Below are 25,406 nucleotides of genomic sequence, written 5' to 3'. Positions count from 1 at the left end.
TGATGGACGTTCCATAGCCGGACGCCAGCAAAAATGCCCGCCAGCACCAACACGGAAACCATCAAAGACAAAGCGATTCGCGTCCCCCGGCTCATGGACCAAACGATCCACGAATACGGCATGAAGGTCAATGAACGGGCTAAACCCAGGTGCAGCTCTCGCCCCCCTGGCTTGGCAGGTGGTTCAAACACGCAGAAGTCCCCGTCCCACTTGGGACGGGGACTTCTGCGAACAGCCGATAGCTGGCCGCTAAAGTGGATACATCGCATTTGCGAGTCCAACTTTCGGGGACCAGTTCATGGCGGTCCGGACCTTCTGCATGTGGGGCGCAGGCTTCTGCCGGTCACTTTGGAAACGCGGCAGGAGCCCGCGGTCTTGAATCAGGAGTACGGCAGCACAAGCTCGGCGTAGCGCTCCTTGACCGTCGCCAGGACCGTAGTGCCATCCGTGTCCCAAATCTCTTGATTGAAAATTTCCACCTCGATGTCGCCGGTGTATCCGGCGTCGCGCACCCAGCTGCCGATCGTGGCGAAGTCCACCACGCCGTCGCCCATGTACCCGCGGGACAGCAGCGGGTCGGCGGCGATGGGCATGTTGAAGTCGCACACCTGGTAGGAAGCGATCCTGTTCTCCCGGCCGGCGCGCTCGATCTGCGCCTTCAGTTCCGGGTCCCACCAGACGTGGAAGGTGTCGACGGCGACCCCCACCGTTGCGGCGTCGAAGGGCGCTGCGAGGTCCAGGGCCTGCCCAAGGGTGGAGATCAGGGCACGGTCGGCTGCGTACATGGGGTGCAGCGGTTCCAGCACCAGGCGGATACCGTTCCCTTCCGCGAACGGAACCAGGTCGGCCAGGCGGTCCGCGACGCGCTGCCGGGCCGCCACCACATCCTTCTCCCCCGGCGCGAGGCCGCCGACCACCAGGAACAGCTCCCGGGTGTCCAGGGCTGCCGCTTCGAGGATCGCGGCCCGGTTGTCGGCGAGCGCCGCGGCCTGGCCATCTGCGTCAGCCGCGGTGAGGAACCCGCCGCGGCAGAGCGAGGAGACCCGCAGCCCGGCATCCTTGATCAGGCGTGCCGCCTTGTCCAGGCCTGCTTCCTCGACGCGGTCGCGCCAGGGTCCGATGGCGGGGATTCCGGCGTTGACGCAGCCCTCAACCACCTGGGCAAGGGTCCATTTCTTGGTGGTGGCGCTGTTGATGGACAGGCGGGAAAAGTCGCTCATACTCCCACCCCGTTGATCCGCAGGTAGTCGGACATCCGGAAGGCTGCCAGGGCCGGGTCGCGCAACAGGCCGGCCTGGTCGGCCAGTTCGAAAGTCCTGGCCAGGTGGCAGACCGAACGGCCGGAGTGCAGGCCGCCCACCATCTGGAAGCCGGGCTGTTTGCCGTTGAGCCAGGACATAAACGCGATGCCGGTCTTGTAGTAGAAGGTGGGGGCGCTGAAGATGTGCTTGCCCAGTTCCCTGGTGGAGTCCAGGATTTCGCGTGCTTTGGCGGCGTTGCCGGCGTCGTAGTTCTGCAGGGCCACCGAAGCGGCCGGGTAGATCGCGGCGAAGATGCCCAGCAGGGCGTCCGAGTGGTGGTTGCCGTCGCCGTCGATGAGTTCGGGATAGTTGAAGTCATCACCCGTGTAGAGGCGGACGCCTTCGGGCAGCGCGGACCGCAGGGCTACCTCATGGCTTGCGTCCAGGAGCGAGACCTTGACGCCGTCCACTTTGTCCGCGTTGTCCTTGATGAGGTCCAGGAAGGTTTCCGTGGCGGTGGCGACGTCCTCGGAGCCCCAGTAGCCGGCCAGGGCGGGATCGAACATGGTGCCCAGCCAGTGGAGGATGACCGGCTGGTCCACTTCCTGCAGCAGGGTGGAGTAGACCTTCAGGTAGTCCCCGGGACCAGTGGCAACCTTGGCCAGGGCGCGGGAGGCCATGATGATGACCTTCGGCCCGGCCTCGCTGATGACGGCGATCTGCTCGCGGTAGGCCTCGAGGACGGCCTTGATGCCGGCGTCGCCTGTTGGCAGGGCGTCGATGTCCAGCTGGTCGGTGCCGGCGCCGCAGGAGACGAGGTCCCGGACCGATTTGCCGGCGGTAGCCGGGTTGTTGGCGGAGACGACGGACGCTGCTTCTGCACCGGTGCGCTTGATGAGCTGCTGGGTGGCGACCCAGTCCAGGCCCATCCCGCGCTGGGCGGTGTCCATGGCGTCGGCCACGCCGAGGCCGTAGGACCAGAGCTCGTGCCGGTAGGCCAGGGTGGCGTCCCAGTCCAGCTGGGCGGGAGCGCCTGGGGTGTTGTCGGCCAGGACTTCGGGAATGACGTGGGCCGCGGCGTAGGCGCGGCGTGCGGTCAGCGGCGCGGTGGGACGGGCCCACGTGGTGCCGCCCTGGAGCCGGTATTCCCGGGTACCCCCGTCGGAGGAGGGAAGGATGAGTGATGTCATTAGAGGGTGATCTCCGGGATGTCGATGGTGAGGCGTTCGTCGTTGGAGCGCAGGCCGAGCTCGGCGAGCTGGACACCGCGGGCTGCGGAGAGCAGGCCGAAGCGGTGCTCGCGGCCGGCGACGACGTCGCGGAGGAATTCCTCCCACTGCAGCTTGAAGCCGTTGTCCAGTTCGGCGTTGGCGGGGACTTCCTGCCACTGGTCGCGGAAGGATTCGGTGACGGGCAGGTCCGGGTTCCAGACTGGCTTGGGGGTGTGGGCGCGCTGCTGGGCGACGCACTTGTTCAGGCCGGCGACGGCGGAGCCGTGGGTGCCGTCCACCTGGAATTCGACCAGTTCATCGCGGTAGACGCGCACGGCCCAGGAGGAGTTGATCTGGCCGACGACCTCGTCGCCGGCCGGGGTCTCCAGTTCGAAGATGCCGTAGGAGGCGTCGTCGGCGGTGGCCTTGTATTCCTTGCCGGCTTCGTCCCAGCGGGCGGGGATGTGGGTGGCGGTCTTGGCGTTGACGCTCTTGACCTTGCCGATGATGCCCTCGAGGACGTAGTTCCAGTGGCAGAACATGTCCGTGGTCATTCCGCCGCCGTCCTCCTTGCGGTAGTTCCAGGAGGGGCGCTGGGCGGCCTGGATGTCGCCTTCGAAGACCCAGTAGCCGAACTCGCCCCGGATGGAGAGGATGCGGCCGAAGAAGCCTTCGTCGACCAGCCGGCGGAGCTTGACCAGGCCCGGGAGGTACAGCTTGTCGTGGACAACGCCCGCGGTCACGCCCGCTTCCTTGCCGATCCGCGCCAGCTCGATCGCTTCCTCAAGGGTTTCGGCCGTGGGCTTCTCGGTGAAGATGTGCTTGCCGGCCTGCATGGCCTTCTTCAGCGTTGCGGCGCGGAGGCTGGTCATGGAGGCGTCGAAGACGACGTCGACGGTGGGGTCGTTGATGACGGCGTCGAGGTCGGTGCTCCATTCGGCGACCTTGTGCTTTTCGGCGAGTTCCCGGATCTTGGCTTCGTTGCGGCCCACCAGGATGGGCTCAACCTGGACACGGGTGCCGTCCTCCAGGGTGAAGCCGCCGGCGTCCCGGATGGGGAGGATGGAACGCAGCAGGTGCTGCCGGTATCCCATTCGGCCGGTGATGCCGTTCATGGCGATGCGGATTGTTTTTGTTTCGAAGCCCATGTGTCCTCCACGGTGAGTGAGCGGGTTTGGTAAAGCCGGTCGGGAAAGCGCATTCCCACTGCTTCAATGATGCACGCGCGGCCGCCGCTTGGCAAGCGCTTTCCGAAAAGTGGTGCCGGCTGCCATAATGTGCTTACGTTCGATCCCCTACTGACAACCAGGAGATGGCATGGCCGCAAGTACCCTTACCGAGGTGGCCCGCCTGGCGGGGGTGTCCCCCGCCACGGCGTCGCGCGTGCTGAACGGCTCCGCGCGCAAGCCCGGCCCGGACATCGCGGAGCGGGTCCGGCAGGCGGCGGAGTCCCTGGGCTATGTCCCCAACGCGCAGGCGCAAGGGCTGGCGAAATCCAGTTCGGGGTTGATCGGCTTGATCGTGCACGACATCGCCGACCCCTATTTCTCCGCCATTGCCAGGGGGGTGCAGGAGGCTGCGCGGGAACAGCGCAAAATGGTGCTGCTTGCCACCACCGGAGGAGGCCCGGCCGAGGAGAAGGAGGCGGTGGCGGCATTTGCCGCCCGCCGCGCCGACTCGATCGTGATCGCCGGGTCCCGCTCGCGCCGCCCCGGGGACACGGAGGGCAATGCCGAACTCGCCGCGGAACTGGACCGGTACTGCCGCAACGGGGGCCGCGTGGCCGTGGTGGGCCACCCCGTGGTGGGTGCCACCGCACCGGAGGGGTACCACGTGGTGCAGGTTCCCAACCAGGAACTCGCCGGACAACTGGCGACCGAGTTGGCGAAGGACTGGGACGGAAAGTTTGTCATCATCGGCGGCCCTGAGGGACTTTTCACGTCGGATGACCGGATCCGCGGCTTCCAGGAAGGCCTCGAGCGGGCAGGGCGGCAGCCGGCCGAGGTGCTGCGCAACTCGTTCAACCGGACCGGCGGCTTTGAGGCGGGTCTCCAGTTGGCGGCCCGGATCAAAGCCGAGCAGTCCGAAGGCGGGGAGCATACGAAACTGTGCATCTTTGCCGTCAACGACGTCATGGCGATCGGCGCTGCGGCAGCGCTGCGGGCCGAAGGACTGCGCATCCCCCGCGATGCGGCCATCGCCGGCTTCGACGACATCGAAACACTCCGCGACTTCCGGCCTGCCCTCTCCACCGTCCGCCTGCCGCTGGAAGAGATTGGCCGGATTGCCACCCGTGCCACCGGGCGGCCCGGGGGCCACAGTGCAGACCAGGACAAGGACCATGACCAGGAGTTGGAGCCCGCCGGTACGATCCGTGGCGAGGTGACTCTGCGCCGCAGCACCGAGGTGGCGGCGTGATGGAACCGCGCGGACTGTCTGCCGTTCCGGCACGTACAGCAGCCCCAGGTCCCCGTCCGGCCATCCTTGTCCTGCCTGGCGGCGGATACGCGCGCCAGGCCGGCCACGAGGCTGAGCCGGTAGCGGAATGGCTGGCCTCGCTGGGCCTGCATGCGTTCGTGCTGCGCTACCGCGTTGCCCCGGACCGGCACCCGGCGCCCCTCGAGGACGCCAAAAAGGCCATGCTGCACATCCGCAGCGGCCGGCACGGGCTCGCCGTTGACCAAGGCCGGGTGGGCGTCCTGGGGTTCTCCGCCGGCGGACACCTGGCAGCCACACTGTCTACCGGAGTTGCCACCGGAAGTCCTGGCCTGGATGTCGCCGCCGCCGTCCCGGACCTTTCCGTGCTCTGCTACCCCGTGGTGTCCTTCACCGGAAACGTCCACCCGGGCTCGGTGGACAACCTGCTTGGCGACGCGCCGCCGTCGAACCTTCTCACGGCTCTGTCAGCCGAGCTGCACGTCACGGCCCGCACCCCGCCGGCATTCATCTGGCACACCGCCGATGACGAGGCGGTGCCCGTAAGCCACAGCCTCGCCTACGCCGGAGCCCTGTGCGGGGCCGGGGTGGCAGCTGAGCTGCACGTCTTCCCGGAGGGGCGCCATGGCCTGGGCCTGGCAGGTGGCGAGCCAGGGCCCGGGCAATGGCCGGCGCTGTGCGCGGCCTGGCTGGAGCGGGCGGGGTGGGTGCAAGCCCTTAGTTCATAGCGCCCGAATGGTCCACGCCGCTGAGTGGGACTGGCCGGGCTGCAGGTGGATCAGATCGGTCCCTGAATGCAGTGCGTCCGGCGGGCAGGTCATGGGTTCCACAGCCAACCCCAGCCGGTCGGGTCCCACGGGCTTGTCCCCCGTGTGCACCTGGACCCAGGGCCACTCCGTTCCCCATTCCAGCTCCACGCCTGTACCTGTTGGATCGAGCACCCGCACCCGCGCCAGTCCGTCAGCGTCGCGGGAGATGTCGGTGAAGGCGTGATCGATTTCGACCGGTCCCAGGCGGCGCGGCGAACGGAAGTCGAAAGCGTCCCCCTCCACCTTCCGCAATCCCACCGGGAGCAGCCGGTCCGGCGTGACCTCCAGATACGTATTCGCGGGAAGTTCCAGCGACCAGTCATCGAGGGGGGACGGACCAGCCACCACATAGGGATGCGGGCATACTCCGTACGGCGCGGAAACGGAGCCTGTGTTGACCGCCCGCACCGTCCCATGGAGTCCGTCGTCCGAGAGGGCGTACGTGACCGTGAGGTCAAGGGTGCCAGGGTAATCGGGGCCGGCCGGTATGCGGCAGCGCAGGACCGCCCGGTCAGCGGCCGCCTCCTGGACCTCCCATGGGAGGTGAATCGCCAGGCCGTGGAGGGCGGATCCCCGTTCGGGCTCATTGACGGCGGCGGCATAGGACTTGCCCGCGTAGGTGTAGGTGCCGTCAGCGAGGCGGTTGGGCCACGGCGCGCAGATGACGCCCCGGTAGTCGGGCACTGCACCTTCCGCCCCAAACCCCACAACAAGGTTCCGGTCCCCGAAGCGCAGTTCACGGAGCGCTCCGCCCCGGACGGTGACGACGGCGGAGTAGCGTCCGTGGGTAAGGTGGACTTCAGTTCCGGTCATGGGTTCCCTCTGGCTCAGAATGTGTTAGCGCTCACCAGCGTACCGCACGCCTTGCGCCGATACTGGCTAAAGTGGCCGCATGGAAACGGCCGCCGACCAGGACCTCGTTGACGCGGTCCGGAGTGCGCTGCGGGACCTCGCCGATCCGGAACGGGCCGCCGGCGCGCAGGCCTACATGAAGTCCTCACTTCCCTTTCTCGGTGTCCGGGTTCCCGCCGTGCGCCAGACCGTGGCCCGGGCCTCCCGGCAGTTTCCGCCGGCCTCCGCCGCACAGCTCCGCGCCACTGTGCTGGAACTGTGGCGCACGGCGGCTTTCCGCGAGGAGCGGTACGCGGCCATCGACCTGACGGACCACAGGCTGGCAGCCCGGGACCTGGAGATGCTGCCGGTATACGAGGAGATTATCCGGACCGGCGCGTGGTGGGACCTCGTGGACGGCGTGTCTGGCCGGATCTGCGGCCTGTTGCAGGCACACCCGGCGGAAATGTCCCGGATCCTCCGGCGGTGGAGCCTGGATCCGGATCAGTGGGTCCGAAGGGCGTCCATCACGTCGCAGCTTCGGGCGAAGAAGGCGACGGACCCGTTGCTGCTGGCGGCCGTCATCGAACCGAACCTCCCGGACCGGGGGTTCTTCATCCGGAAGGCGATCGGGTGGGCCCTGCGGGAGTATGCCAAGACGGCAGCGGAGTGGGTTGAGGCATTCGTTGCCCGGCATGCGGCCACCATGAGTCCGCTGTCGCGAAGGGAAGCCCTCCGGCGGCCGGCGGCCACACCTGCAACGGAATAAGGGGGACGCCTAGATGTATTGACCACGGAGGTTAGGAACATGCGGCGTGGTTAGGTGACAAAAAGAAGACCTCCAAGTGGAGTGGGGCTTGTCTAAGAGTCCGGTCCACAAGGAGGTCTTCAATGTCCCATGCTAACGCGCTTCTGACGCCGAAGGGACGGCTCCGGCTGGCCCGGTGCATCGTCGATGACGGGTGGCCGCTGCGCCGTGCTGCTGAGCGGTTCCAGGTGTCGGTGACGACCGCAGCGCGGTGGGCGGCCCGTTACCGGGAGCACGGGGAGCACGGGATGGGTGATCGTTCCAGCCGGCCCATCAACTCCCCGCGTCGGACCTCCACGCGGCGGGAGCGGCGGATCGTCGCGATCAGAGTCAACCGGCGCTGGGGCCCGGCACGGATCGGCTATCTGCTGGGCATTCACCCCTCCACGGTGCACCGGGTGCTGTCCCGGTTTGGGCTGGCGAGGCTGGCGTGGATGGACCGGGCCACGGGCCGGGTGGTTCGCCGGTACGAGCACCACAGCCCCGGGGACCTGGTCCACGTCGACATCAAGAAACTTGGACGGATCCCTGACGGCGGCGGACACCGCAGTGTCGGCAGGGCCGCCGGAAACCGGAACAAGACCGGTACCGCGGCAAACCGGAGACCGGGTCACGCCTTCTTGCACAACGCCGTCGATGATCACTCCAGGCTCGCCTACACGGAGATCCTGACCGATGAGAAAAAGGACACTGCGGCCGGATTCTGGGAACGCGCCAATGCCTACTTCGAGTCCCACGGGATCACTGTCAAACGGGTCCTGACCGATAACGGATCCTGCTACCGCTCCTACGCATTCAAAGACGCTCTGGGCCCGGACATCAAGCACAAACGCACCCGACCCTACAGGCCTCAGACAAACGGCAAAGTCGAGCGCTACAACCGCACCATGCTCGACGAATGGGCCTACGCCCGTCCCTACGCCTCAGAGGCCGAGCGTGTTGCCGCTCTCGCCGACTGGCTCCATCACTACAATCATCATCGAGGCCACACCTCACTCAACGGTCAGCCACCGGCCAGCCGCGTCACCAACCTCTCAGGTCAATACACCTAGATAACGGGACGTTCGACGACGGGCTCGTGCGTCTTGCGGAAAAGCCGGCGGGTGCGGGGGTCCCAGAAGATCAGGTACAGGGCGAACAACAGGGCGGTCACCGCGGCGGCAATCCGCGCCAGGGCAAGCGCGAAGCCCAGGTCCTGGGTCTGCAGGTACGGGAAGACGTCCAGCTGGTCCGAGATGGCGTAGATCATGAAGAAGGACACAATGAAATACAGCGCCTTGACCTGCCAGTCGTTGCGGATGCCCGTGACGGCGAAGAGCGGGATCAGCCACACCACATACCAGGCCTGGATGATAGGGGCCAGCAGGACCACGGCGGCCAGGCCGAGGGCCAGGCGGCGCATCAACCGGTCGTATTCCCCCCTGAACATCTGCCAGGCGACGACGCCCACGGCCAGCAGCTTGCCGGCGTCAAACACCCACCCGGCAGGCACCGACCCGTCCAGTCCGAAGGCGTTGGCCAGCGAGCCCACTACCATGCCGATCAGGCCTACGGGGGCGTACCAGATGGAGATGCTGCCCGGAGCCGACAGCCCGTTGATCCAGCCGAATCCGAATCCGTTGACCAGGCTCAAGGCCGCCAGCACACCGAGGCTCAGGGCGGCAGTCAGGGCCCAAAACACGCCCTTTCGCACCCAGCCGGCGTCCTTTCCGGCCCACAGGAGCCCGATGAACGGCAGGAAGAGGATCGTGATGGGCTTGACCGCAATGGAGAGCGTCACCAGCAGGATGCCACGGATGGGGCGGTGCGTCGCGGAGTAGTACAGCCCGGCCAGCGCGAGTCCGATCATGAGGGAGTCGTTGTGCACGCTGGCAATGAAATTGGTCAGGAAAAGCGGGTTGGCCACCGTCAGCCAGAGGGCCCGGTGCGGGTTGACACCGTGCAGCTCCGCGAGGCGGGGGACGTAGATCACGCAGAGCACCACGCCCGCCAGTGCCACAAGCCGGAACAGCATGATGCTCGCCTCGGGTTGGACATTGGTCAGCCACACCACGAACTGCTCGATCCACAGGAACAGCTGCCCGTACGGCACCGGGGCTTCGGTCCACATCTTGTCCGCACCCAACTGGAAGTAGTTGGAGAGGGCGGAGATGCCGTTTTCGTAGGGATTGAAGCCCTCGACCATCAAACGGCCCTGGCCGATATAGGCGTATACGTCGCGGCTGAACAAGGGCACGCAGAACATCATGGGCAATCCCCAGGCCACCACCGCGGCAAGGGTAGCCCGCCGGGCCTGCAGGCCCCACACCCGGACCTTCTGGCCCAGCCGCAGCCAGGCGCGCACCAGCAGCATGCCCCCCACTGCCAGCAACACGATCGACAAGGCGACGCCGGGCGCTTCAGTGCGCATCCAGATGAAGAGGGGCATGCGGCGCAGTTCCGAAACGGGGGCCAGCCAGCCAACGCCGATGGAACCGAAAAGCATGAAAAGGGAACCGAGGAAGCCGGCAAGCAAGGACGAGCGGGGATTGTCCACTTCGGCACCCCTTGCGCCGGGGATACCGTCCGCCGCCATCTCCCCCGCTGCGGGCACAGGCGCCGTCATCTCAGGATTGTCCAATCTTCTTGCGTTACCGCGTCACGTCCCGTTGTCCGGGGCACGCTCCAGGGCGGAGGGCGACCCGCCGCGTACCCGAAATCCTAGCATCGGCCGGTGGCCGGAGGCTGTAAAGGTAGGCTGGTCCGGTGCCTATAACTAACGAACGAATTGTCTGGATCGACTGCGAAATGACCGGTCTGGACATCAAGAACGACGCCCTCATCGAGGTCGCAGCCTTGGTCACGGACTCGGAACTGAACATCCTGGGTGACGGCGTCGACGTAGTGATCAAACCGGACGACGCGGCAGTGGCCCAGATGTCTGACTTTGTCCGTGACATGCACACCAAGTCCGGCCTGCTTGCCGAACTTCCGCACGGCAAGACCATGGCCGAGGCCGAGGCCGCCGTGATGGAGTACATCTCCGCCTGGGTTCCGGACCCCCGGAAGGCCCCGTTGGGTGGCAACTCCGTTGGCACGGACCGTGTGTTCCTCTCCCGCGACATGCCCGCCGTCGTGGAGCACCTCCACTACCGGGTGATCGATGTCAGCACCATCAAGGAACTCTCCCGCCGCTGGTTCGCGCGCGCCTACTTCCAGTCCCCGGCGAAAAAGGGCGGCCACCGCGCCCTCGGCGATATCAAGGACTCCATCGACGAACTCCGCTACTACCGTGAAGCGGTGTTCGTGCCGGCGCCCGGACCCGACAGTGCTGCCGCCCAGAAGATCGCCAGGCGCATCACCGGCGGGGATGCCGGAGCGTAATCTGCGCCACGTTTGCAGGAAATTTGGTGGAAATCGCCAAAAGTGGACAAAGCACCCCTTTCGAGCAGGTAAGCTATTTGAGTTGCGTTTCCAGGGAGCCGGTTGAACGGCCTTCCTTGAAGCTCATGGTGGGCGTAGCTCAGTTGGCAGAGCGCCTGGTTGTGGTCCAGGAGGTCGCGGGTTCAACCCCCGTCGCTCACCCTCACAGGGCGGCACATGCAGCCGTCAAGAAGGAGGCCGCACCGGATATCCGGTGCGGCCTCCTTTGTCATGCATCACTTTTTGCACTGGATACCGCCGGAGGGCTGCGAGATGACCGTTCTGCCGATCACCATCTGGGGTGAGCCCGTCCTGCACCGGCGGGCCGCCGAGGTGGAGGTTTTCGACGACGAACTCCGCACCCTGATTGCCGACATGTTCGAGACCAACGACGCCGCCAACGGCGTGGGTCTCGCGGCTCCCCAGATTGGGGTGGGCAAACGCATCTTTGTCTACAAATATGCCAATGACGACGGAGCTCCCCCCACGGGCGTGCTGGTCAATCCCGTGCTGACCCTGTCCAAGGTCTCCGGCGCTGCCCCCGACCCGGATGAAGAGGAAGAGGGCTGCCTGTCCTTCCCCGGGGAACAGTTCCCGCTCAAACGCGCCGAGTGGGCACGCGTGGAGGGGTTTGACGGCTTTGGCCGGCCAGTGAAGTTCGAGGCCACCGGCTGGTTTGCCAGGGTCATCCAGCACGAGTACGACCATCTCGACGGCAAGCTGTACGTCAACAGGCTGATTGACCGCTACGCCCGCAAAGCAAAGAAGCAGGCAAAGAAGAACGGCTGGGGCGTGCCGGGGCTGACCTGGCTGCCGGGCGTCGACCCTGACCCGTTCGGCCACTGACCATCCGCGGCGGGGGTCGGCATGTACTGATGGTTGGCGTCAGCGCGTACTGATGGTTGGCTGCTCCGGGCAGGAGGAGAGGACCCGCTTCATGGCGTCCTTTTCCGCTTCCGTGACCCACAGTCCGTAGGCGGCCTTCACCGAAATCTGGCGGGCCACGTAATGGCAGCGGATCGCGGTGTTCTTCGGCAGCCACGTAGCAGCATCGCCCGAGCTTTTTTGCTGGTTCGCCGGACCATCAACGGCAATGAGGTTCAGCGGATCGTTGGCCAGGCTCTGCCGGTCCTTGGCAGCGAGCCCCTGCGCGCCCTTCTGCCAGGCATCGCCCAGGGCCACCACATGGTCGATCTGCACCGCGCGGCTGCTCTCTGAGCCGCGCCGGAAGTCCACCGCCTGGCCTGTATAGGGCTCCCTGAAATGCCCCGCTGTCACCCTGCAGCGCGATCCTTCCGCGAACACCACATCCGCGAGGTCCCGCCGCAGGATGTCATTGCGGGTGTCGCAGCCGTTGCGGTCAACATCCAGCCAGGCCTGGCCGAATGCCTCACGGTCGTAGCCGGTGTTCGCAGCCCGGCCCTTCACGGCCAGCCTGTCCAGCGCGGAGAGTGCCGGACCGGCGGGAACCGCATGCGGTTGCGCCACCGGTTTCATCCAGGCGGGGTCGATGACCGGCGCCTCCGTGGGCGCGTCCGGCGCAGGTCCGGCGGCGGCGAACTGGCCGGCGGTGAAAAACCAGAAGACGGCGGCGAGTACTGCTGCCGCGCACGTTGCGAGGACAGCCCAGGCCTGGCGGGAACGCCGGCGTGCACGGCGGTAGGCGGACCAGCTGATGCTCATGCGGCCAGGGGGCGGGAGTCAGGCATCCCATGAGCCTAGGACACAGGATGTGCCAGGCCGCCGATATCCACACTGTTGAGGACGAGTGATGGATCACACCCTGCCCTGCTATTGCTCGCGCATGACCCTTCGCAGGTCTTCCTCGGCGATGGCCAGGAGCCCCTCAAGCTGGCGGACCCGGTCCTCGGTGACATCGCCGGTCTTCTGCGCGGCCCGGGCACGCTCAAGCAGCCGGACGGCTTCCTTGTGGTTGGCCTTGGCCACGTCGAGTGCGTGTTCCAGGGTGGTCTCGTGCTGAAGCGTCGATTCGTTGTCCATGGGAACAGTGTGGTCCCCTTTCCCGGCTGATTCCAGAGAACCAGCCGGGAATTCGCTGGAACGTGCTAGACGGCGATAGCTGCGAGCGCCGAAGCCGTTTCCTTCGCGGGGAACGACGGCGGGTTCACGCCGGCCATTTCCTCCATGACGCGGACCACCTGGCAGCTGTAGCCGAACTCGTTGTCGTACCAGACGTAGAGGACCAGGTTCTTGTCCGTGGATACGGTGGCGAGGCCATCGACGATGCCGGCGCGGCGGGAGCCCACGAAGTCGGTGGAGACCACCTCGGGAGAGTCGATGTAGTCGATCTGCTTGCGCAGGTCGGAGTGCAGCGACATTTCCCGCAGGTAGTTGTTGACCTCGTCCTTGGTGGTGCCGTTTTCCAGGCTGAGGTTCAGGATGGCCAGGGAGACGTCCGGGGTGGGGACGCGGATGGAGCTGCCGGTCAGCTTGCCCAGGAGTTCGGGGAGGGCCTTGGCCACCGCCTTGGCGGCGCCGGTCTCGGTGATCACCATGTTCAGGGCGGCGGAGCGGCCGCGGCGGTCGCCCTTGTGGAAGTTGTCGATCAGGTTCTGATCGTTGGTGAAGGAGTGGACGGTTTCCACGTGGCCGTGGACCACGCCGAACTTGTCGTTGATGGCCTTCAGGACCGGAGTGATGGCGTTGGTGGTGCAGGACGCAGCGGAGACGATCGTGTCACTGTCCTCGATGTCCCGGTGGTTGATGCCGTGGACGATGTTTTTCAGCTCGCCCTTGCCCGGTGCAGTCAGCAGCACCCGTGCAACACCCTTGCTCTGCAGGTGCTGGGAGAGGCCTTCGGCATCGCGCCAGCGGCCGGTGTTGTCCACCACCAGCGCGTTGTTGATGCCGTAGGCGGTGTAGTCGATCGTGGCGGGATCATTGGAGTAGATGACCTGGATCCGGACGCCGTTGGCCGTGATGGTGTTGGCCGCCTCGTCGATCCGGATGGTGCCCTCGAAGGAACCGTGGACGGAGTCCCGGCGGAGCAGGCTGGCGCGCTTGGAAAGGTCGTTGTCGGATCCGCGGCGTACCACGATGGCGCGCAGGCGCAGGCCGTGCCCACCACCGGCCTTTTCGATGAGGAGGCGCGCCAGCAGGCGGCCGATCCGGCCAAAGCCGTAGAGCACGACGTCGGTGCTGGTGCGCTCGTCTCCGCCGCGCTTGCCGACGATCTCGGCGAGCTCGCCGCGGAGGAACTCTTCGAGGGAGGCGCCGTTGCCTTCCTCCTTGAATTTCTGGTTCAGCCGGGCGATGTCGATGGCGGCCGCACCCAGTTCAAGGCCGGCCAAGGTGTTCAGCAGGGGTGCTGTTTCCTCCAGGAGCAGCTCGTCCTTGCTCATCCGGCGCGCAAAACGGTGCGCCTTGAGGATGTTCATGGTGGACTTGTTGATCAGGCTCCGGCCGTGGATGCTGGTCACCACGTTGTTTTCGCGGTACAGCCTGCCGATCACCGGGATCATGGCCTCGGCGAGGGCCTCCCGGCCCATCCACGTGTCAAGGCAAGAATCAGACGTCTGGCTCACAGAAATACCTTCCTCGGTTCAGCCGTGTACGTCCTCGTACACAGATGTAGGCCACCTGATGATGTCCAGGGGCACCGGCGCCTGCAGGGGTCGGCCCCCAGGCACCTGGATCGCTGCAAAGAAAAACCGCCGGTTGCGAACGCAATTCCCGGCGGAAGAACTCCTGCGTCCTTCCACTATTCTAATTTGGCCCGCACCCCGGAACAGGACCGTATCGCGTGAAATCACTCACACAGCCCCCACCGGATGCGGGCTCTCAGTTGTGGAGTGCCGAATAGAGGTTCAGGCTGGCGGAGAAGACCACCCAGGAGAGATATGGCAGCACCAGGAGCCCGGCGCCGGCACTGGCGGGGCCGAAACGCAGGACCAGGAATGCCAGGGAAACGGCCAGGGCGCAGATCACGGCGAACGCCGCCCATAAAGCGGCCGTTCCCAGGATCGGGAAGAGGCCAAAGAAAGTCGCCGGCCAGGCGGCGTTGAGCAGGAGCTGGGCTGTGTAACCGGCCAGGGTGCCGCCAACCATCGCTCCCCTGCGCCAGACCAGCCACGCGGCGACGGCAACACCGGCATACAGTGCCATCCACATCGAGCGGAACATCCAGCCCGGCGGCATCCAGGGTGCGTTGGCGGCAGCAGCGAACCAGCCGCCAAGATTCAGGATGATGGGGATGGAGGCAAGCGCCCATGCCGCCGCGGAAAGGGCCAGGAAGCCGATGAAGGCGACGGCCTGGAGGCCGTGCGACGGGAGCTGCGGATGGACTTCTGCGGTCACGGTCGGGGGGTCGGTGTTTACGGCCACGGTCCAGCATCCCCAACCCGCAGTGTCAGGTCAAACCGGGATGCCGGCTTGACCCGGGTGTGCGGATGGGACAGCCGGTACGCCGGGTTCTGTTCCCCCGTCCCGTTACCGGAACGGGGGCGACGGCCATCCATCTACGAGTACCGTTGCCGGCACCCTCCAGCGGCCTACCCGGACACTTGGGCGGGCAGCCCTCAAACGTGTCCTGTCTGGCCTTGCTCCGGGTGGGGTTTACCTAGCCTTCCCGGTCACCCGGGAAGCTGGTGGTCTCTTACACCACCGTTTCACCCTTACCCGCGCTCCCCTGTCCGGGGACGGGGAAGGCGGGCGGTCTGTTTTCTGTGGCACTGGCCTGCGGGTTACCCCGAGTGGGCGTTACCCACCACCCTGCCCTGTGGAGCCCGGACGTTCCTCGAGCCACCTGCGTGGCGCGCGGCCGTCTGGCTGTCCCATCCGCCATCCAGTCTACCGGCGCCGGAGGCGATCCCTGTCGCCGGTAGGATCGGACGGTGCTGATTCTGCTTCCCCCTTCCGAAGGCAAGACACCCGCAGTCCGGGGATCCGCCGTCGACTGGCCGTCACTGAGCTTCCCCCAGCTGAACGCGTACCGCGCAAAAGTCCTGGACGCCCTGGGCACGGTGAGTGCGCACGAGGATGCCCTCGCGCTGCTGGGCGTGGGGGCTTCGCTGAAGGACGACGTCGAACGCAACACCCGCCTGCACGCAGAACCGGCCGCCCCGGCACACCGCATCTACTCCGGCGTCCTCTATGACGCCCTGGGCTACCAGTCCCTGACGCAGACCCAGCGGCGCAAGGCGGACGAGTGCGTGCTGGTGGTTTCAGCGCTCTGGGGCGCCATCCGCCTCGGGGACAGCGTGCCCGCGTACAGGCTGTCCATGGGGACCCCGCTGCCCGACGTCGGGCGGCTTGCCACGTTCTGGAAGCCGCAGCTCACCGATGCGCTCAGGGAGGCTGTGTCCGGCCACCTGCTGGTGGACTGCCGGTCCACCACCTATGCGGCGGCGTGGGCTCCGCCGGCGGAGCAGACCGTGACGGTCAACGTCTTCACGGAGGCAGGCGGGGTGCGCAAGGTGGTCAGCCATTTCGCCAAGCACACCCGCGGCGAACTCGCGCGGCACCTGCTGGCGCGCCGCGGAAAGGTGCCCGCAACGCCGTCGGACGTGCTGAAGGCTGCGCGGGAGAAATGGGACGCGGAGCTGGTGCCGGGGTCCGCGCGAAAGCCGCACGCCCTGAACATCATCCTGCCGGGCTGACCTTGCGGCTCAGGACCATTCGTCCGAGCGGACCAGGATAGCGCCGGAGTCAGGGCAAAAGACGACGTCGTCCGCCGCGGCCGTCTTGATCTCCGCCAGGTCGCCGGGGCTCAGTTTCATGCCCGACGCCTCGGAGGTGCCATGGAAGAGCCGGGCCGCACCCACGCCGCGCCTGGCCAGGGTCTTTTCGTAGACGGCCAGCAGGCCGGCGTCCAGGCCCCGGGCGAATTCGTTGCGCCTGTCCTGGACGCCCCGGGCCTCGGCGTCAACCTCTGCCAGCGCGGCGTCAAGCTCCCCGCGGATGCCGGCGAAGGAACCCTGGATGTCATCGACGATCCGCTGCTGGGTGGCCTGCCGCTCCCGCAGCGTGTCCAGCCGCTCCAGGACCTCCAGTTCCACATCCTCCAGGTCCGAGCGCCGCTTGGTCAGCGAGGCGATGTCCTTCTGCAGCGCCACGAGGTCCTTCGACAGGCCGGTGCCGCTGTTCAGCCGCGCCTCGTCGCGTTCGATGCGGGAAGCAACCTGCTCGACGTCGGCCTCCGCCCGCTTCAGTTCGGCCTCGGCATCGTGCACAGCCACCTTCGCCGCGCCCAGTTCGCCGTTGGCGACTGACAGGGCGGCCTCAAGGTCCTTGATCCGGGGGTCGTTTTCCAGCGTGCGGCGGCGGGTGGCGAGGGCTTTCAGGCTGGCGTCCAGGCCCTGCAGTTCGAGCAACTTCAACTGTTCCGCCGGTGCTGCCTTGGCCACTGTTACCTCCGCTTGAGACCTGCCGGCCGGGGCCGGGCGCCTGACCGGCGCTTCCTAGACTCTAGCGCGTGTCCTGTTCCCCTGCCTCGCCGTGCCCCGGGGTTAGCCCGGGGTCAGGATGAAGTCCCAGGGGTCGCTGTTGGTGGTGCTGACCTGGATCTCAACGTCATGGCCCTGGTCCGCCAGCACATTGCCGAGTGCTGCCGCGGCGGCCGGCAGCCAGAGCCATTCGCTGGCGAAGTGCGAGACATCCACCAGGTAGGGCCGGCCGTTGAGGGCAGCTTCGCGTGCCTCGGAAGCGGGATGGTGCCGGAGGTCGGCGGTGACATAGACATCCGCGTTGCTGGCCCGGACCTCGCTGAACAATGAATCGCCGGCCCCGCCGCAGACGGCGATGCGCCGCACGAGGCCGTCCTTGTCGCCCGAGACGCGCACTCCCCCGGCCACGGATGGGAGGATCCCGAACACCCTGGCGGCGAAGTCGCCCAGGCTCATGGCGTCCGCCAGGTCCCCGACGCGCCCGATGCCCTCTTCCGGCAGCCCGTTGGCGGACACGGCCAGCGGTGCAACGTCCTGGAGGCCCAGGGCGTCGGCAAGGACGTCGGAGACGCCCCCGACGGCGGAGTCCCCGTTGGTGTGCACGGTGAGCAGTGCTGTTCCCGACTCGATCAGCCGGTGCACCGCGCGGCCCTTCGCGGTTGTGGCGGCAACGGATGTGACCCCCTTCAACAGCAGCGGGTGGTGGGTGATGAGCAGTTCGGCGCCCCATTCCACCGCTTCCTCGATCACCTCCAGCGTGGGATCGACCGCGAACATGACCTTGGTGACCGGAGCAGCGGGATGGCCTGCCACCAGGCCCACCTCGTCCCAGTTCTCGGCCAGGGACTCGGGCCAGAGTTCCTCCACGGCCAGGAGCAGTTCGCCCAGCGTGGGCGCGCCCATGCCGGCGGCCGGGCCGCCGGAGGAGCCGCCGGCGTCGTGATCTTCGGCGTCGCGATCTGCCGGGCCGGTAACGTCGGTGTCCACAGGTTCCATAGTCTTAGTTTTACCCCATAGCCCTTGCGCCGCCTTATGTTGCCCGGTCCGGCGCCGGCGCCCGGGAATCATCCGGCGCCGCCAACCATTGAAGAGGTCATGAAAACTTTTGTTCTTGGCGGAGGCTGCTTCTGGTGCCTTGACGCCGTCTACCAGAAGACCAGGGGCGTCAGCTCAGTAGTGTCCGGCTACACCGGCGGCCACGATCCCCAGCCTGACTACTACTCCGTCTGCAGCGGAACCACCGGGCACGCGGAAGTGGTGGCGGTGACCTTCGATGAGGAGGTCATTCCGTCCGAGGTCATCCTTGACATGTTCTTCGCCCTGCACGACCCCACGACCCTGAACCGCCAGGGATACGACGTCGGCACGCAGTACCGCTCGTCCATGTTCTACGAGACCACGGAGGAGAAGATCCTGTTCGAGGAGGCCATCGAACGGAACCAGGCGCTGTGGGCGCATCCGATCGTCACGGAAGTCAGCCGGCTGCCCCGGTTCCACGTGGCCGAGGAGTTCCACCAGAACTACTACGCAAAACACCCGGAGCAGGGGTACTGCCAGGTGATCATCAACCCCAAGCTCGCCAAGGCGCGGAAATATTACTCTGCATGGCTTAACGCTTAGCCACCGTTACGCGGCCTCGTTAGGCTGACCTCAGTATTCACCCTTCAGAGATAGGCGTATGTACATGGCACGGATCTATGACGATGTAACGCAGCTGGTAGGCGGAACCCCGCTGGTCAGGCTCAACCGGCTCAGCGAGGGCCTGGGCGCCACCGTCGCCGTCAAGCTGGAGTTCTACAACCCGGCCAACAGCGTCAAGGACCGCATCGGCGTTGCCATCATCGACGCCGCGGAAAAGTCCGGGGCCCTCAAGCCCGGCGGAACCATCGTCGAAGGCACCTCGGGCAACACCGGCATCGCGCTGGCCATGGTGGGTGCTGCCCGCGGCTACAAGGTCATCCTCACCATGCCGGAGACCATGTCCACCGAACGCCGGGTCATGCTGCGCGCCTTTGGTGCCGAAATTGTGCTGACCCCGGGTTCGGAAGGCATGCGCGGCGCGGTCGAAAAGGCCCAGGAGATCGTTGCCAACACGGAGAACTCCATCTGGGCGCAGCAGTTCGCCAACGAGGCCAACCCCGAGATCCACCGCAAGACCACCGCTGAGGAGGTCTGGGCTGACACCGACGGCGAGGTTGACATCTTTGTCTCCGGCATCGGCACCGGCGGGACCATCACCGGCGTCGGGCAGGTGCTGAAGGAGCGCAAGCCGGGCGTCCAGATCGTGGCCGTGGAGCCCAAGGATTCCCCGATCCTCAACGGCGGCGCCCCCGGCCCGCACAAGATCCAGGGCCTGGGTGCCAACTTCATTCCGGAACTGCTCGACACCAACGTCTATGACGAGGTCCTGGATGCCACCCTCGAGGACTCCGTCCGCGTGGCCCGGGAGCTTGGCGTCAAGGAAGGCATCCTGGGCGGCATCTCCTCCGGCGCCATCGTCTGGGGTGCCCTGGAGCTGGCAAAGCGTCCGGAAAACGCCGGCAAGCTGATCGTCGCGGTGGTCTGCGACTTCGGCGAGCGTTACATCTCCACCGTGCTCTATGACGACATCCGCGGCTGATTCCAAGCCGTCCTCCGCCCGTTTCCTGTAGAAAGAACTTTGTGGGCTTTTTCGCAAGACTGAAGGAAGACCTCGACGCCGCCCGGTCCCACGACCCGGCGGCTCGAGGTTCTTTTGAGAACTTTTTCGCCTATTCCGGCCTGCACGCCATCTGGATCCACCGGCTGACGCACCGCATGTGGCAGAACCCGGCGCTCCGGTTCCCGGCACGGCTCCTGTCGCAGCTGGGGCGTTCCTGGACCGGCATCGAGATCCATCCCGGCGCCACCATCGGCAGGCGGTTCTTCATCGACCACGGCATGGGCGTGGTCATCGGCGAGACAGCCGAGATCGGTGAAGACGTCATGATGTATCACGGCGTGACGCTCGGCGGCCGGTCGCTGGCGCGGATCAAGCGCCACCCCACCATCGAAGACCGCGTGACCATCGGCGCGGGTGCCAAAATCCTGGGCCCCATCACCATCGGCCGTGACAGCGCCGTCGGAGCCAATGCCGTAGTGGTCAAGGACGCCCCGCCGGAATCGATCGTCACGGGCGTTCCCGCCAAGTGGCGCCACAGGGATGCGCAGCGGGAGACCAAACCCGCCGTCGACCCGGCCGAGTACGACATCGAATACCGCATCTGACACCTGGCCGCGGGCCGCTTCGCCGCAGCCACCGCCAGCCATGCAAAAGGCGGGCAGTTCCCGGATTTTCCGGGAACTGCCCGCCTTTCGTGCTGCTGCTGCAGGTCCTAGTGGGTGTCCACCGCAGCGATTTCGGACTTGTCCTCGCCCCAGAGGGTGTGGAACGTACCCTCGGCGTCAACGCGGCCGTAGGTGTGGGCGCCGAACAGGTCGCGCTGGCCCTGGATCAGGGCGGCGGCCACGCGCTTGCGGCGCAGGCCGTCGTAGTAGGCCAGGGAGGAAGAGAAAACCGGCACCGGGATGCCGAGCTGCACCGCCGTGGCAACCACGCGGCGCCATGCCGGCAGGGCCTCGGCAATCGCCTTGGTGAAGGCGGGGGCGAACAGCAGGTTGGCCGGCTTTTCGTCCGCGGCGTAAGCCTTGGTGATGTCCTTGAGCAGTTCGGCGCGGATGATGCAGCCCGCACGCCACAGGGAAGCAATCTCGTCCAGCTTCAGGTCCCAGCCGTACTCCTTGGCTGCGGAGGTCAGCATGTCCAGGCCCTGGGCGTAGGAGACGAGCTTTGACGCGTACAGCGCCTGGCGGACGTCCTCCACGAAGGTTTCAGGGATTTCGACGGCGGATTCCCCGCCTTCGAGCAGTTCCTGGCCCAGCTTGCGCTGCGCAGCCTGCGAGGACAGCGCACGGGCGAAGACCGATTCGGCGATGCCGGAGACCGGGGAGCCCAGCTCAAGCGCGGAGATGACGGTCCAGCGGCCGGTGCCCTTCTGGCCCGCGGCGTCCACCACGACGTCGACGAACGGCTTGCCGGTCTTCGCGTCGACGTGGCCGAGGACTTCGGCGGAGATCTCGATCAGGAAGGACGACAGGTCGCCCTTGTTCCACTCGGTGAAGATCTTGGCCTGCTCGGCGGGCTCAATGCCGGCACCGGAGCGGAGCAGGTCGAAGGCCTCGCCGATGACCTGCATGTCGGCGTATTCGATGCCGTTGTGGACCATCTTGACGAAGTGGCCCGCGCCGTCGGTTCCGATCCATGCACAGCAGGGTTCGCCGTCGACCTTGGCGGAGATCTTTTCCAGCAGCGGGCCGAGGGCCTTGTAGGACTCCTTCGATCCGCCGGGCATGATGGACGGACCGTTCAGCGCGCCCTCCTCGCCGCCGGAGACGCCAACGCCGACGAAGTGCAGGTCCTTCTTGGCCAGCGCGGCCTCGCGGCGGCGGGTGTCCTCGTAGTGGGAGTTGCCGGCGTCGATGATGATGTCACCCGGCTCCAGGAGCGGCTCAAGCTGCTCGATGACGGAATCAACCGGCTTGCCGGCCTTGACCATGATGAGCACGCGGCGCGGCTTCTCCAGGGAGTCGACCAGTTCCTGCAGGCTTTCGGTCCGGATGAAGTCGCCCTCGGAGCCGTACTTCTCCAGCAGGGTGTCGGTCTTTTCCACCGACCGGTTGTGCAGGGCAACCGTGAAGCCGTTGCGGGCCAGGTTGCGGGCCAGGTTGGCGCCCATCACTGCGAGGCCGGTGACACCGATGTGTGCAGACATCAATAACTCCAATTCATTGTGTGCGACGGATGCTGCCTTCCACGGGCGGAAGACGCCGAGGCATATCAGGGGGTCGGAATAAAGCATATATATTCCGGCGGCGACTGGAAAGTAACGGCCGCGTAATGGAACTGTTTGTGTCGCGGCCAGTCTACGACCGCTGCCGCCCGGCATCGCCGCCCGCACTAGGCTTAGCAGCATGACCAGCAGCCTGCACCACCGTGCCATCGAGAACCTTGGCACCCGCATCATCTCGGGCGACCTTCCCGCTGGCCACATCATGCTCGCCGAACAGCTGGAGGACGAGCTGAAGGTATCCCGGTCCGTGGTCCGCGAAGCGGTGCGGGTCCTGCAGTCACTGGGGCTGGTGGAGACCACCAAACGGGTGGGCATCCGGGTATTGCCGCCGAGCCGGTGGAACCCCTTCGATCCGCAGGTCATCAGGTGGCGCCTGGCCAGCGACGCCCGAGGTGCCCAGCTGCGCTCCCTCGCGGAGCTGCGCGCCGCCGTCGAACCCGCCGCCGCTGAGCTCGCCGCGCAAAATGCCCCGGCGCCACTGCGGCTCGAGCTCGTCGACGTTGCCCGCGCCATGCGCGAAGCCGGCAACAACGGCGAGACCGCACGCTTCCTGGAACTGGACATCCGGTTCCATTCGCTGCTGCTCTCCGGGTCCGGCAACGAAATGTTCGCCAACCTCATGGGGCAGGTGGCTGAGACCCTGACGGGCCGGACCGTCCATGGCCTGATGCCGGACCACCCGCACCAGGCGGCGCTGCAGTGGCATGTGGACGTGGCAGAGGCGATCGCACGGGGCGACGCCGCGGCTGCACGGGAAGCTTCGGACCGCATCATGCGCCGGACCATGTCCCAGATGTCGGACACCTGGACCGAGCAGCCGCGGGTCTTCATTCCCGTGCACCACTGACCACAAGCCGCACGCCGCTGCCTGTTCAGTACTTTTGCCGCTATTCAGTATGATGAACAGCATGACTCCAATTACTACCGTGGCCATCGCCGTCCCGCTCGAGGCCGAGTTCGTGGACCAAATCCGCGCCGTGGACCCCTCCGTGACTGTCCTGTACGAGCCCGACCTGCTGCCGCCTGAGCGGTACCCCGCCGACCACGCGGGGGACCCCGCCTTCCAGCGGACCGCCGAACAGGAAGAGCGCTACTGGGACATGCTGAACAGCGCCCAGGTGCTGTTCGGCTTCCCGAACGAGAGCCCGTCGGGGCTGGCGCGCGTCGCCGTCGAAAATGGACACCTGCAGTGGGTCCACGCGATGGCCGCCGGAGCAGGCGGAGCCGTGAAGGCCTCCGGACTGGACCAGGAGGTCCTGCAGAAATTCAAGGTCACCACCTCGGCCGGCGTCCACGCCCTGCCGCTGGCGGAGTTCGCGGCCATGGGGATCCTCAACGGCTTCAAGCGCACTGCCGAGCTGGTGCGGGACCAGGAAGCCAAGGCCTGGCCCGCGCTCCGCACCCCGACCCGGCTGGCCAGCGGCTCACGGCTGGTGATTGCCGGCCTCGGAGAAATCGGCCTTGAGACAGCGCGCCTGGCCCGCGCCCTCGGCATGCGGGTCAGTGGAACCAAGCGCACGCTGGAGCCCCTGGAAGGCATCGCGGAAGTGGCCGGCAACGAAGCCCTGCCGCGCCTCCTGGCCACCGCCGACGCCGTGGTTAACACCCTTCCCGGAACGCCCTACACGGAGAACCTCTTCAACCGCGACGTCTTCGCCGCCATGAAGCCCGGCACCGTCTTCGTCAACGTGGGGCGGGGAACCGTGGTGGATGAGGAGGCGCTGCTGGAAGCACTGGACAACGGCCAGGTCTCCTACGCCTGCCTGGACGTCTTTGCCGTGGAGCCGCTCCCCCACGACAGCCCGCTGTGGAGCCACCCCAAGGTCCTGGTTTCTCCGCACACCTCCGCCTTGAGTGCAGCGGAAAACCGGCTGATTGCCGAAAGGTTCTGCAGCAACCTGCGCACCTTCCTGGACGGCGGCGAACTGCCGCACCTGGTGGACACAGTCCACTTCTACTGAGCCCCGCAGCTGACAGGCCCAGCGCCTGCCCAGCAGCAAAACGCCCGGCCGGAGTAAACCGGCCGGGCGTTTTAGTGAAAGCTGTCAGCTGGCGTCCTCGACCAGGACCAGGTCCCGGCCACCTGCTTCCGGAGTGAAGAAGGTGGTGAGGAACGAGATCAGCGCAAGCACCAATGAATACAGCGCGGGCACCAGCCAGGAGTGGTTCGTGGCGGCAAGGAGTGCGACGCCGATCATGGGGGCGAACCCGCCGGCGAGGACGGCGGAGATTTCCCGGCTCAGGGCAACACCGGTAAAGCGGTGCTGGGAACCGAAGAGTTCGGGCAACAGGGCGCACTGCGGACCAAGCATGGACTGTACGCCTAAAGCGATGCCCACCACCATGACCACCCAGACGAGCGCCACGTTGCCAAGCGTTACGAGGTAGAACGCCGGAAGCGCGATGACGGCCTGGAACAGTGCGCCATAACGGTACACGGGGACACGGCCGTAACGGTCGGACAGCGCACCAAAGGTAACCACCATGAGTGCAGCGAAGGCTGCGGCGATGAGGAGGCCGGTGGGGCCGATGAACTTGTCCCCGGCGAAGACGCCGGCAGGCATGCTGATGAACGACACCAGGAGGGCGGAGTAGATCGAGGAGTTACCGTTCTCCCCCATGCGCAGGCCGATGCCCACCAGGACGCTTTTCTTTGAATGCTTCCAGATCTGGCCGACAGGGTTCTTCACCACAGCCTGGTGCTTTTCCAGTTCCTGGAAGACGGGCGTCTCCTTCAGGCGCAGGCGGATGAATACCGCAATCACGATCAGGATAAAGCTGGCCAGGAACGGCACGCGCCACAGCCAGCCCTGCAGGACGGCCTTGTCGGCCAGGGCCATCAGCGCGAACGTTCCGGCCCCGAGCAGGGTACCCAGTTGGATGCCGACGAACGGCAGTGAAGCGAAGAAACCACGACGGCGGCGCGGCGCCACCTCGGAGATCAGGGTGGTTGCGCCTGCCTGCTCAGCACCGGCCCCCAGCCCCTGGATAATCCGCAGGGTCACCAGGAGGACCGCCCCGAGCATGCCGGCCTGTTCAAAAGTTGGCAGCAGGCCGATGGCAAAGCTGGCCATGCCCATCAGGCCGATCGTGAGGATCAGGACCATCTTGCGGCCGAACCGGTCCCCGACATGGCCGAAGACGATGCCGCCGAACGGCCGCGCCGCAAATCCCACACCATAGGTGGCAAAGGAGGCGATGACCGCTCCACTTTCGCCGAGCGGAGCGAAGAAGAGCGGCCCGAAGATCAGCGCCGACGCCAGGCCGTAGATATAAAAGTCGTAGTACTCCAGAGCGGAACCGACAGAGCTGGCAAGAGTTGCCCTTCGCAGCTGGTCCGGATCGACAGCGGTATCGTCGGCGGCCCGCGGTGCATTAGTACGAGTTGTCACAAGA

The 25,406-nt window shown here is 66.3% G+C and carries 25 protein-coding genes, 1 tRNA gene and 1 other RNA gene; 13 read left to right on the top strand and 14 right to left on the bottom strand.

The features are described 5' to 3' along the window. Positions 1-380: 380 nt before the first annotated feature. From AC2JAJ_RS16515 to AC2JAJ_RS16505, 3 genes are read right to left on the bottom strand one after another with little or no spacing between them, the layout of a single operon-like run. The gene (locus tag AC2JAJ_RS16515; protein ID WP_486415147.1) at positions 381-1,220 is read right to left on the bottom strand and encodes a sugar phosphate isomerase/epimerase family protein; all 840 of its coding nucleotides are present in this window, start codon (positions 1,218-1,220) and stop codon (positions 381-383) included. After that, a complete protein-coding gene (locus AC2JAJ_RS16510) occupies positions 1,217-2,431 on the bottom strand; it encodes a dihydrodipicolinate synthase family protein (protein WP_486415148.1) in 1,215 nt (404 codons plus the stop codon). Before AC2JAJ_RS16510 ends, AC2JAJ_RS16515 begins: the two co-directional genes overlap by 4 nt. Beyond that, the gene (locus AC2JAJ_RS16505) at positions 2,431-3,600 is read right to left on the bottom strand and encodes a Gfo/Idh/MocA family protein (RefSeq protein ID WP_501053198.1); all 1,170 of its coding nucleotides are present in this window, start codon (positions 3,598-3,600) and stop codon (positions 2,431-2,433) included. Before AC2JAJ_RS16505 ends, AC2JAJ_RS16510 begins: the two co-directional genes overlap by 1 nt. 169 nt (positions 3,601-3,769) lie before the next feature. On the opposite strand from AC2JAJ_RS16505, the gene AC2JAJ_RS16500 reads away from it, so the two are divergent. After that, the gene (locus AC2JAJ_RS16500) at positions 3,770-4,870 is read left to right on the top strand and encodes a LacI family DNA-binding transcriptional regulator (RefSeq protein WP_221385809.1); all 1,101 of its coding nucleotides are present in this window, start codon (positions 3,770-3,772) and stop codon (positions 4,868-4,870) included. Continuing rightward, positions 4,870-5,616 carry an alpha/beta hydrolase gene (locus AC2JAJ_RS16495; RefSeq protein WP_221385946.1) on the top strand — a complete coding sequence of 249 codons (747 nt, stop codon included), beginning with the start codon at positions 4,870-4,872 and terminating at the stop codon, positions 5,614-5,616. Before AC2JAJ_RS16500 ends, AC2JAJ_RS16495 begins: the two co-directional genes overlap by 1 nt. Here AC2JAJ_RS16495 and AC2JAJ_RS16490 read toward each other — a convergent pair. Then, positions 5,611-6,510, bottom strand: coding sequence for an aldose 1-epimerase family protein (locus AC2JAJ_RS16490; RefSeq protein ID WP_486415150.1), 900 nt, complete (start codon positions 6,508-6,510; stop codon positions 5,611-5,613). The genes AC2JAJ_RS16495 and AC2JAJ_RS16490 overlap by 6 nt on opposite strands. Positions 6,511-6,589: 79 nt before the next feature. Between AC2JAJ_RS16490 and AC2JAJ_RS16485 the strand changes: the two genes are divergently transcribed. Together AC2JAJ_RS16485 and AC2JAJ_RS16480 are read left to right on the top strand one after the other, a co-directional pair. Further along, positions 6,590-7,297 carry a DNA alkylation repair protein gene (locus AC2JAJ_RS16485; protein ID WP_486415151.1) on the top strand — a complete coding sequence of 236 codons (708 nt, stop codon included), beginning with the start codon at positions 6,590-6,592 and terminating at the stop codon, positions 7,295-7,297. 122 nt (positions 7,298-7,419) lie between these two features. Next, on the top strand, positions 7,420-8,388 hold the full coding sequence (locus tag AC2JAJ_RS16480) for an IS481 family transposase (protein ID WP_486415152.1): 969 nt from the start codon (positions 7,420-7,422) through the stop codon (positions 8,386-8,388). Here the strand turns inward: AC2JAJ_RS16480 and mptB are convergent. Then, entirely contained in the window at positions 8,385-9,941 is a 1,557-nt protein-coding gene (gene mptB, locus AC2JAJ_RS16475; RefSeq protein ID WP_221385806.1) for a polyprenol phosphomannose-dependent alpha 1,6 mannosyltransferase MptB, read from the bottom strand. The two genes, AC2JAJ_RS16480 and mptB, sit on opposite strands and share 4 nt — an antisense overlap. A gap of 140 nt (positions 9,942-10,081) precedes the next feature. Here mptB and orn point away from each other — a divergent pair, with 140 nt between their 5' ends. The 3 genes from orn (at position 10,082) to def (ending at position 11,584) form a co-directional block, all read left to right on the top strand. Beyond that, a complete protein-coding gene (gene orn, locus AC2JAJ_RS16470; protein WP_221385805.1) occupies positions 10,082-10,699 on the top strand; it encodes an oligoribonuclease in 618 nt (205 codons plus the stop codon). Between the two features lie 128 nt (positions 10,700-10,827). Further along, positions 10,828-10,900 (top strand) — tRNA-His (locus tag AC2JAJ_RS16465). Positions 10,901-11,011: 111 nt separating this feature from the next. After that, the gene (gene def / locus AC2JAJ_RS16460; RefSeq protein WP_221385804.1) at positions 11,012-11,584 is read left to right on the top strand and encodes a peptide deformylase; all 573 of its coding nucleotides are present in this window, start codon (positions 11,012-11,014) and stop codon (positions 11,582-11,584) included. A gap of 39 nt (positions 11,585-11,623) precedes the next feature. On the opposite strand, the gene AC2JAJ_RS16455 is transcribed toward def, so the two are convergent. The 5 genes from AC2JAJ_RS16455 to rnpB all read right to left on the bottom strand — a co-directional run bounded on the left by AC2JAJ_RS16455 (position 11,624) and on the right by rnpB (position 15,534). Next, positions 11,624-12,421 (bottom strand): HNH endonuclease family protein, encoded by a 798-nt coding sequence (locus AC2JAJ_RS16455; protein ID WP_221385803.1) that lies wholly within the window; start codon positions 12,419-12,421, stop codon positions 11,624-11,626. A gap of 108 nt (positions 12,422-12,529) precedes the next feature. Further along, the gene (locus tag AC2JAJ_RS16450) at positions 12,530-12,739 is read right to left on the bottom strand and encodes a hypothetical protein (protein WP_221385802.1); all 210 of its coding nucleotides are present in this window, start codon (positions 12,737-12,739) and stop codon (positions 12,530-12,532) included. A 65-nt stretch (positions 12,740-12,804) separates the two neighbouring features. Beyond that, positions 12,805-14,283 carry a glyceraldehyde-3-phosphate dehydrogenase gene (locus AC2JAJ_RS16445; protein WP_473697022.1) on the bottom strand — a complete coding sequence of 493 codons (1,479 nt, stop codon included), beginning with the start codon at positions 14,281-14,283 and terminating at the stop codon, positions 12,805-12,807. A gap of 256 nt (positions 14,284-14,539) precedes the next feature. Beyond that, entirely contained in the window at positions 14,540-15,055 is a 516-nt protein-coding gene (locus AC2JAJ_RS16440; protein ID WP_308287866.1) for a TspO/MBR family protein, read from the bottom strand. 89 nt (positions 15,056-15,144) lie between these two features. Beyond that, an RNA gene (gene rnpB, locus AC2JAJ_RS16435) (RNase P RNA component class A) lies at positions 15,145-15,534 on the bottom strand. A 57-nt stretch (positions 15,535-15,591) separates the two neighbouring features. Between rnpB and AC2JAJ_RS16430 the strand changes: the two genes are divergently transcribed. After that, positions 15,592-16,356, top strand: coding sequence for a YaaA family protein (locus AC2JAJ_RS16430; RefSeq protein ID WP_221385799.1), 765 nt, complete (start codon positions 15,592-15,594; stop codon positions 16,354-16,356). 9 nt (positions 16,357-16,365) lie between these two features. On the opposite strand, the gene AC2JAJ_RS16425 is transcribed toward AC2JAJ_RS16430, so the two are convergent. Continuing rightward, complete coding sequence (locus AC2JAJ_RS16425) at positions 16,366-17,103, bottom strand: zinc ribbon domain-containing protein (protein ID WP_221385798.1); 738 nt, start codon at positions 17,101-17,103, stop codon at positions 16,366-16,368. Positions 17,104-17,205: 102 nt separating this feature from the next. Next, a complete protein-coding gene (locus AC2JAJ_RS16420; RefSeq protein ID WP_486415153.1) occupies positions 17,206-18,138 on the bottom strand; it encodes a Nif3-like dinuclear metal center hexameric protein in 933 nt (310 codons plus the stop codon). Between the two features lie 99 nt (positions 18,139-18,237). Between AC2JAJ_RS16420 and msrA the strand changes: the two genes are divergently transcribed. From msrA to epsC, 3 genes are all read left to right on the top strand, one after another. Next, complete coding sequence (gene msrA / locus AC2JAJ_RS16415; RefSeq protein ID WP_221385796.1) at positions 18,238-18,762, top strand: peptide-methionine (S)-S-oxide reductase MsrA; 525 nt, start codon at positions 18,238-18,240, stop codon at positions 18,760-18,762. Between the two features lie 64 nt (positions 18,763-18,826). Beyond that, positions 18,827-19,762 carry a cysteine synthase A gene (cysK, locus tag AC2JAJ_RS16410; RefSeq protein WP_221385795.1) on the top strand — a complete coding sequence of 312 codons (936 nt, stop codon included), beginning with the start codon at positions 18,827-18,829 and terminating at the stop codon, positions 19,760-19,762. Positions 19,763-19,803: 41 nt separating this feature from the next. After that, the gene (epsC, locus tag AC2JAJ_RS16405; RefSeq protein WP_221385794.1) at positions 19,804-20,388 is read left to right on the top strand and encodes a serine O-acetyltransferase EpsC; all 585 of its coding nucleotides are present in this window, start codon (positions 19,804-19,806) and stop codon (positions 20,386-20,388) included. Positions 20,389-20,495: 107 nt separating this feature from the next. On the opposite strand, the gene gnd is transcribed toward epsC, so the two are convergent. After that, a complete protein-coding gene (gene gnd / locus AC2JAJ_RS16400) occupies positions 20,496-21,932 on the bottom strand; it encodes an NADP-dependent phosphogluconate dehydrogenase (RefSeq protein WP_473697018.1) in 1,437 nt (478 codons plus the stop codon). 199 nt (positions 21,933-22,131) lie between these two features. Between gnd and AC2JAJ_RS16395 the strand changes: the two genes are divergently transcribed. Both AC2JAJ_RS16395 and AC2JAJ_RS16390 read left to right on the top strand, forming a co-directional pair. Further along, entirely contained in the window at positions 22,132-22,857 is a 726-nt protein-coding gene (locus AC2JAJ_RS16395) for a FadR/GntR family transcriptional regulator (RefSeq protein ID WP_221385792.1), read from the top strand. A 49-nt stretch (positions 22,858-22,906) separates the two neighbouring features. Beyond that, positions 22,907-23,971, top strand: a complete 1,065-nt coding sequence (locus AC2JAJ_RS16390) for a D-2-hydroxyacid dehydrogenase (protein WP_486415154.1) — start codon at positions 22,907-22,909, stop codon at positions 23,969-23,971. 84 nt (positions 23,972-24,055) lie between these two features. Here AC2JAJ_RS16390 and AC2JAJ_RS16385 read toward each other — a convergent pair whose 3' ends face one another. Next, positions 24,056-25,402, bottom strand: a complete 1,347-nt coding sequence (locus AC2JAJ_RS16385) for an MFS transporter (RefSeq protein ID WP_221385790.1) — start codon at positions 25,400-25,402, stop codon at positions 24,056-24,058. Positions 25,403-25,406 lie beyond the last annotated feature (4 nt).

It is taken from the genome of Arthrobacter sp. MOO21 (assembly GCF_057369995.2).
The sequence above is the reverse complement of the archived record's forward strand: the minus strand, read 5'-3'. Positions and strand labels throughout refer to the sequence as shown.

Excerpts from the sequence above, each read along its gene's own strand:
- AC2JAJ_RS16450 (WP_221385802.1), bottom strand. The coding sequence starts at position 12,739 with ATGGACAACGAATCGACGCTTCAGCACGAGACCACCCTGGAACACGCA.
- AC2JAJ_RS16500 (WP_221385809.1), top strand. The coding sequence starts at position 3,770 with ATGGCCGCAAGTACCCTTACCGAGGTGGCCCGCCTGGCGGGGGTGTCC.
- AC2JAJ_RS16420 (WP_486415153.1), bottom strand. The coding sequence starts at position 18,138 with ATGGAACCTGTGGACACCGACGTTACCGGCCCGGCAGATCGCGACGCC.
- def (WP_221385804.1), top strand. The coding sequence starts at position 11,012 with ATGACCGTTCTGCCGATCACCATCTGGGGTGAGCCCGTCCTGCACCGG.
- msrA (WP_221385796.1), top strand. The coding sequence starts at position 18,238 with ATGAAAACTTTTGTTCTTGGCGGAGGCTGCTTCTGGTGCCTTGACGCC.
- AC2JAJ_RS16390 (WP_486415154.1), top strand. The coding sequence starts at position 22,907 with ATGATGAACAGCATGACTCCAATTACTACCGTGGCCATCGCCGTCCCG.
- cysK (WP_221385795.1), top strand. The coding sequence starts at position 18,827 with ATGGCACGGATCTATGACGATGTAACGCAGCTGGTAGGCGGAACCCCG.
- AC2JAJ_RS16480 (WP_486415152.1), top strand. The coding sequence starts at position 7,420 with ATGTCCCATGCTAACGCGCTTCTGACGCCGAAGGGACGGCTCCGGCTG.
- AC2JAJ_RS16515 (WP_486415147.1), bottom strand. The coding sequence starts at position 1,220 with ATGAGCGACTTTTCCCGCCTGTCCATCAACAGCGCCACCACCAAGAAA.
- AC2JAJ_RS16505 (WP_501053198.1), bottom strand. The coding sequence starts at position 3,600 with ATGGGCTTCGAAACAAAAACAATCCGCATCGCCATGAACGGCATCACC.
- AC2JAJ_RS16495 (WP_221385946.1), top strand. The coding sequence starts at position 4,870 with ATGGAACCGCGCGGACTGTCTGCCGTTCCGGCACGTACAGCAGCCCCA.
- AC2JAJ_RS16395 (WP_221385792.1), top strand. The coding sequence starts at position 22,132 with ATGACCAGCAGCCTGCACCACCGTGCCATCGAGAACCTTGGCACCCGC.
- AC2JAJ_RS16490 (WP_486415150.1), bottom strand. The coding sequence starts at position 6,510 with ATGACCGGAACTGAAGTCCACCTTACCCACGGACGCTACTCCGCCGTC.
- mptB (WP_221385806.1), bottom strand. The coding sequence starts at position 9,941 with ATGACGGCGCCTGTGCCCGCAGCGGGGGAGATGGCGGCGGACGGTATC.
- gnd (WP_473697018.1), bottom strand. The coding sequence starts at position 21,932 with ATGTCTGCACACATCGGTGTCACCGGCCTCGCAGTGATGGGCGCCAAC.
- AC2JAJ_RS16485 (WP_486415151.1), top strand. The coding sequence starts at position 6,590 with ATGGAAACGGCCGCCGACCAGGACCTCGTTGACGCGGTCCGGAGTGCG.
- AC2JAJ_RS16510 (WP_486415148.1), bottom strand. The coding sequence starts at position 2,431 with ATGACATCACTCATCCTTCCCTCCTCCGACGGGGGTACCCGGGAATAC.
- AC2JAJ_RS16455 (WP_221385803.1), bottom strand. The coding sequence starts at position 12,421 with ATGAGCATCAGCTGGTCCGCCTACCGCCGTGCACGCCGGCGTTCCCGC.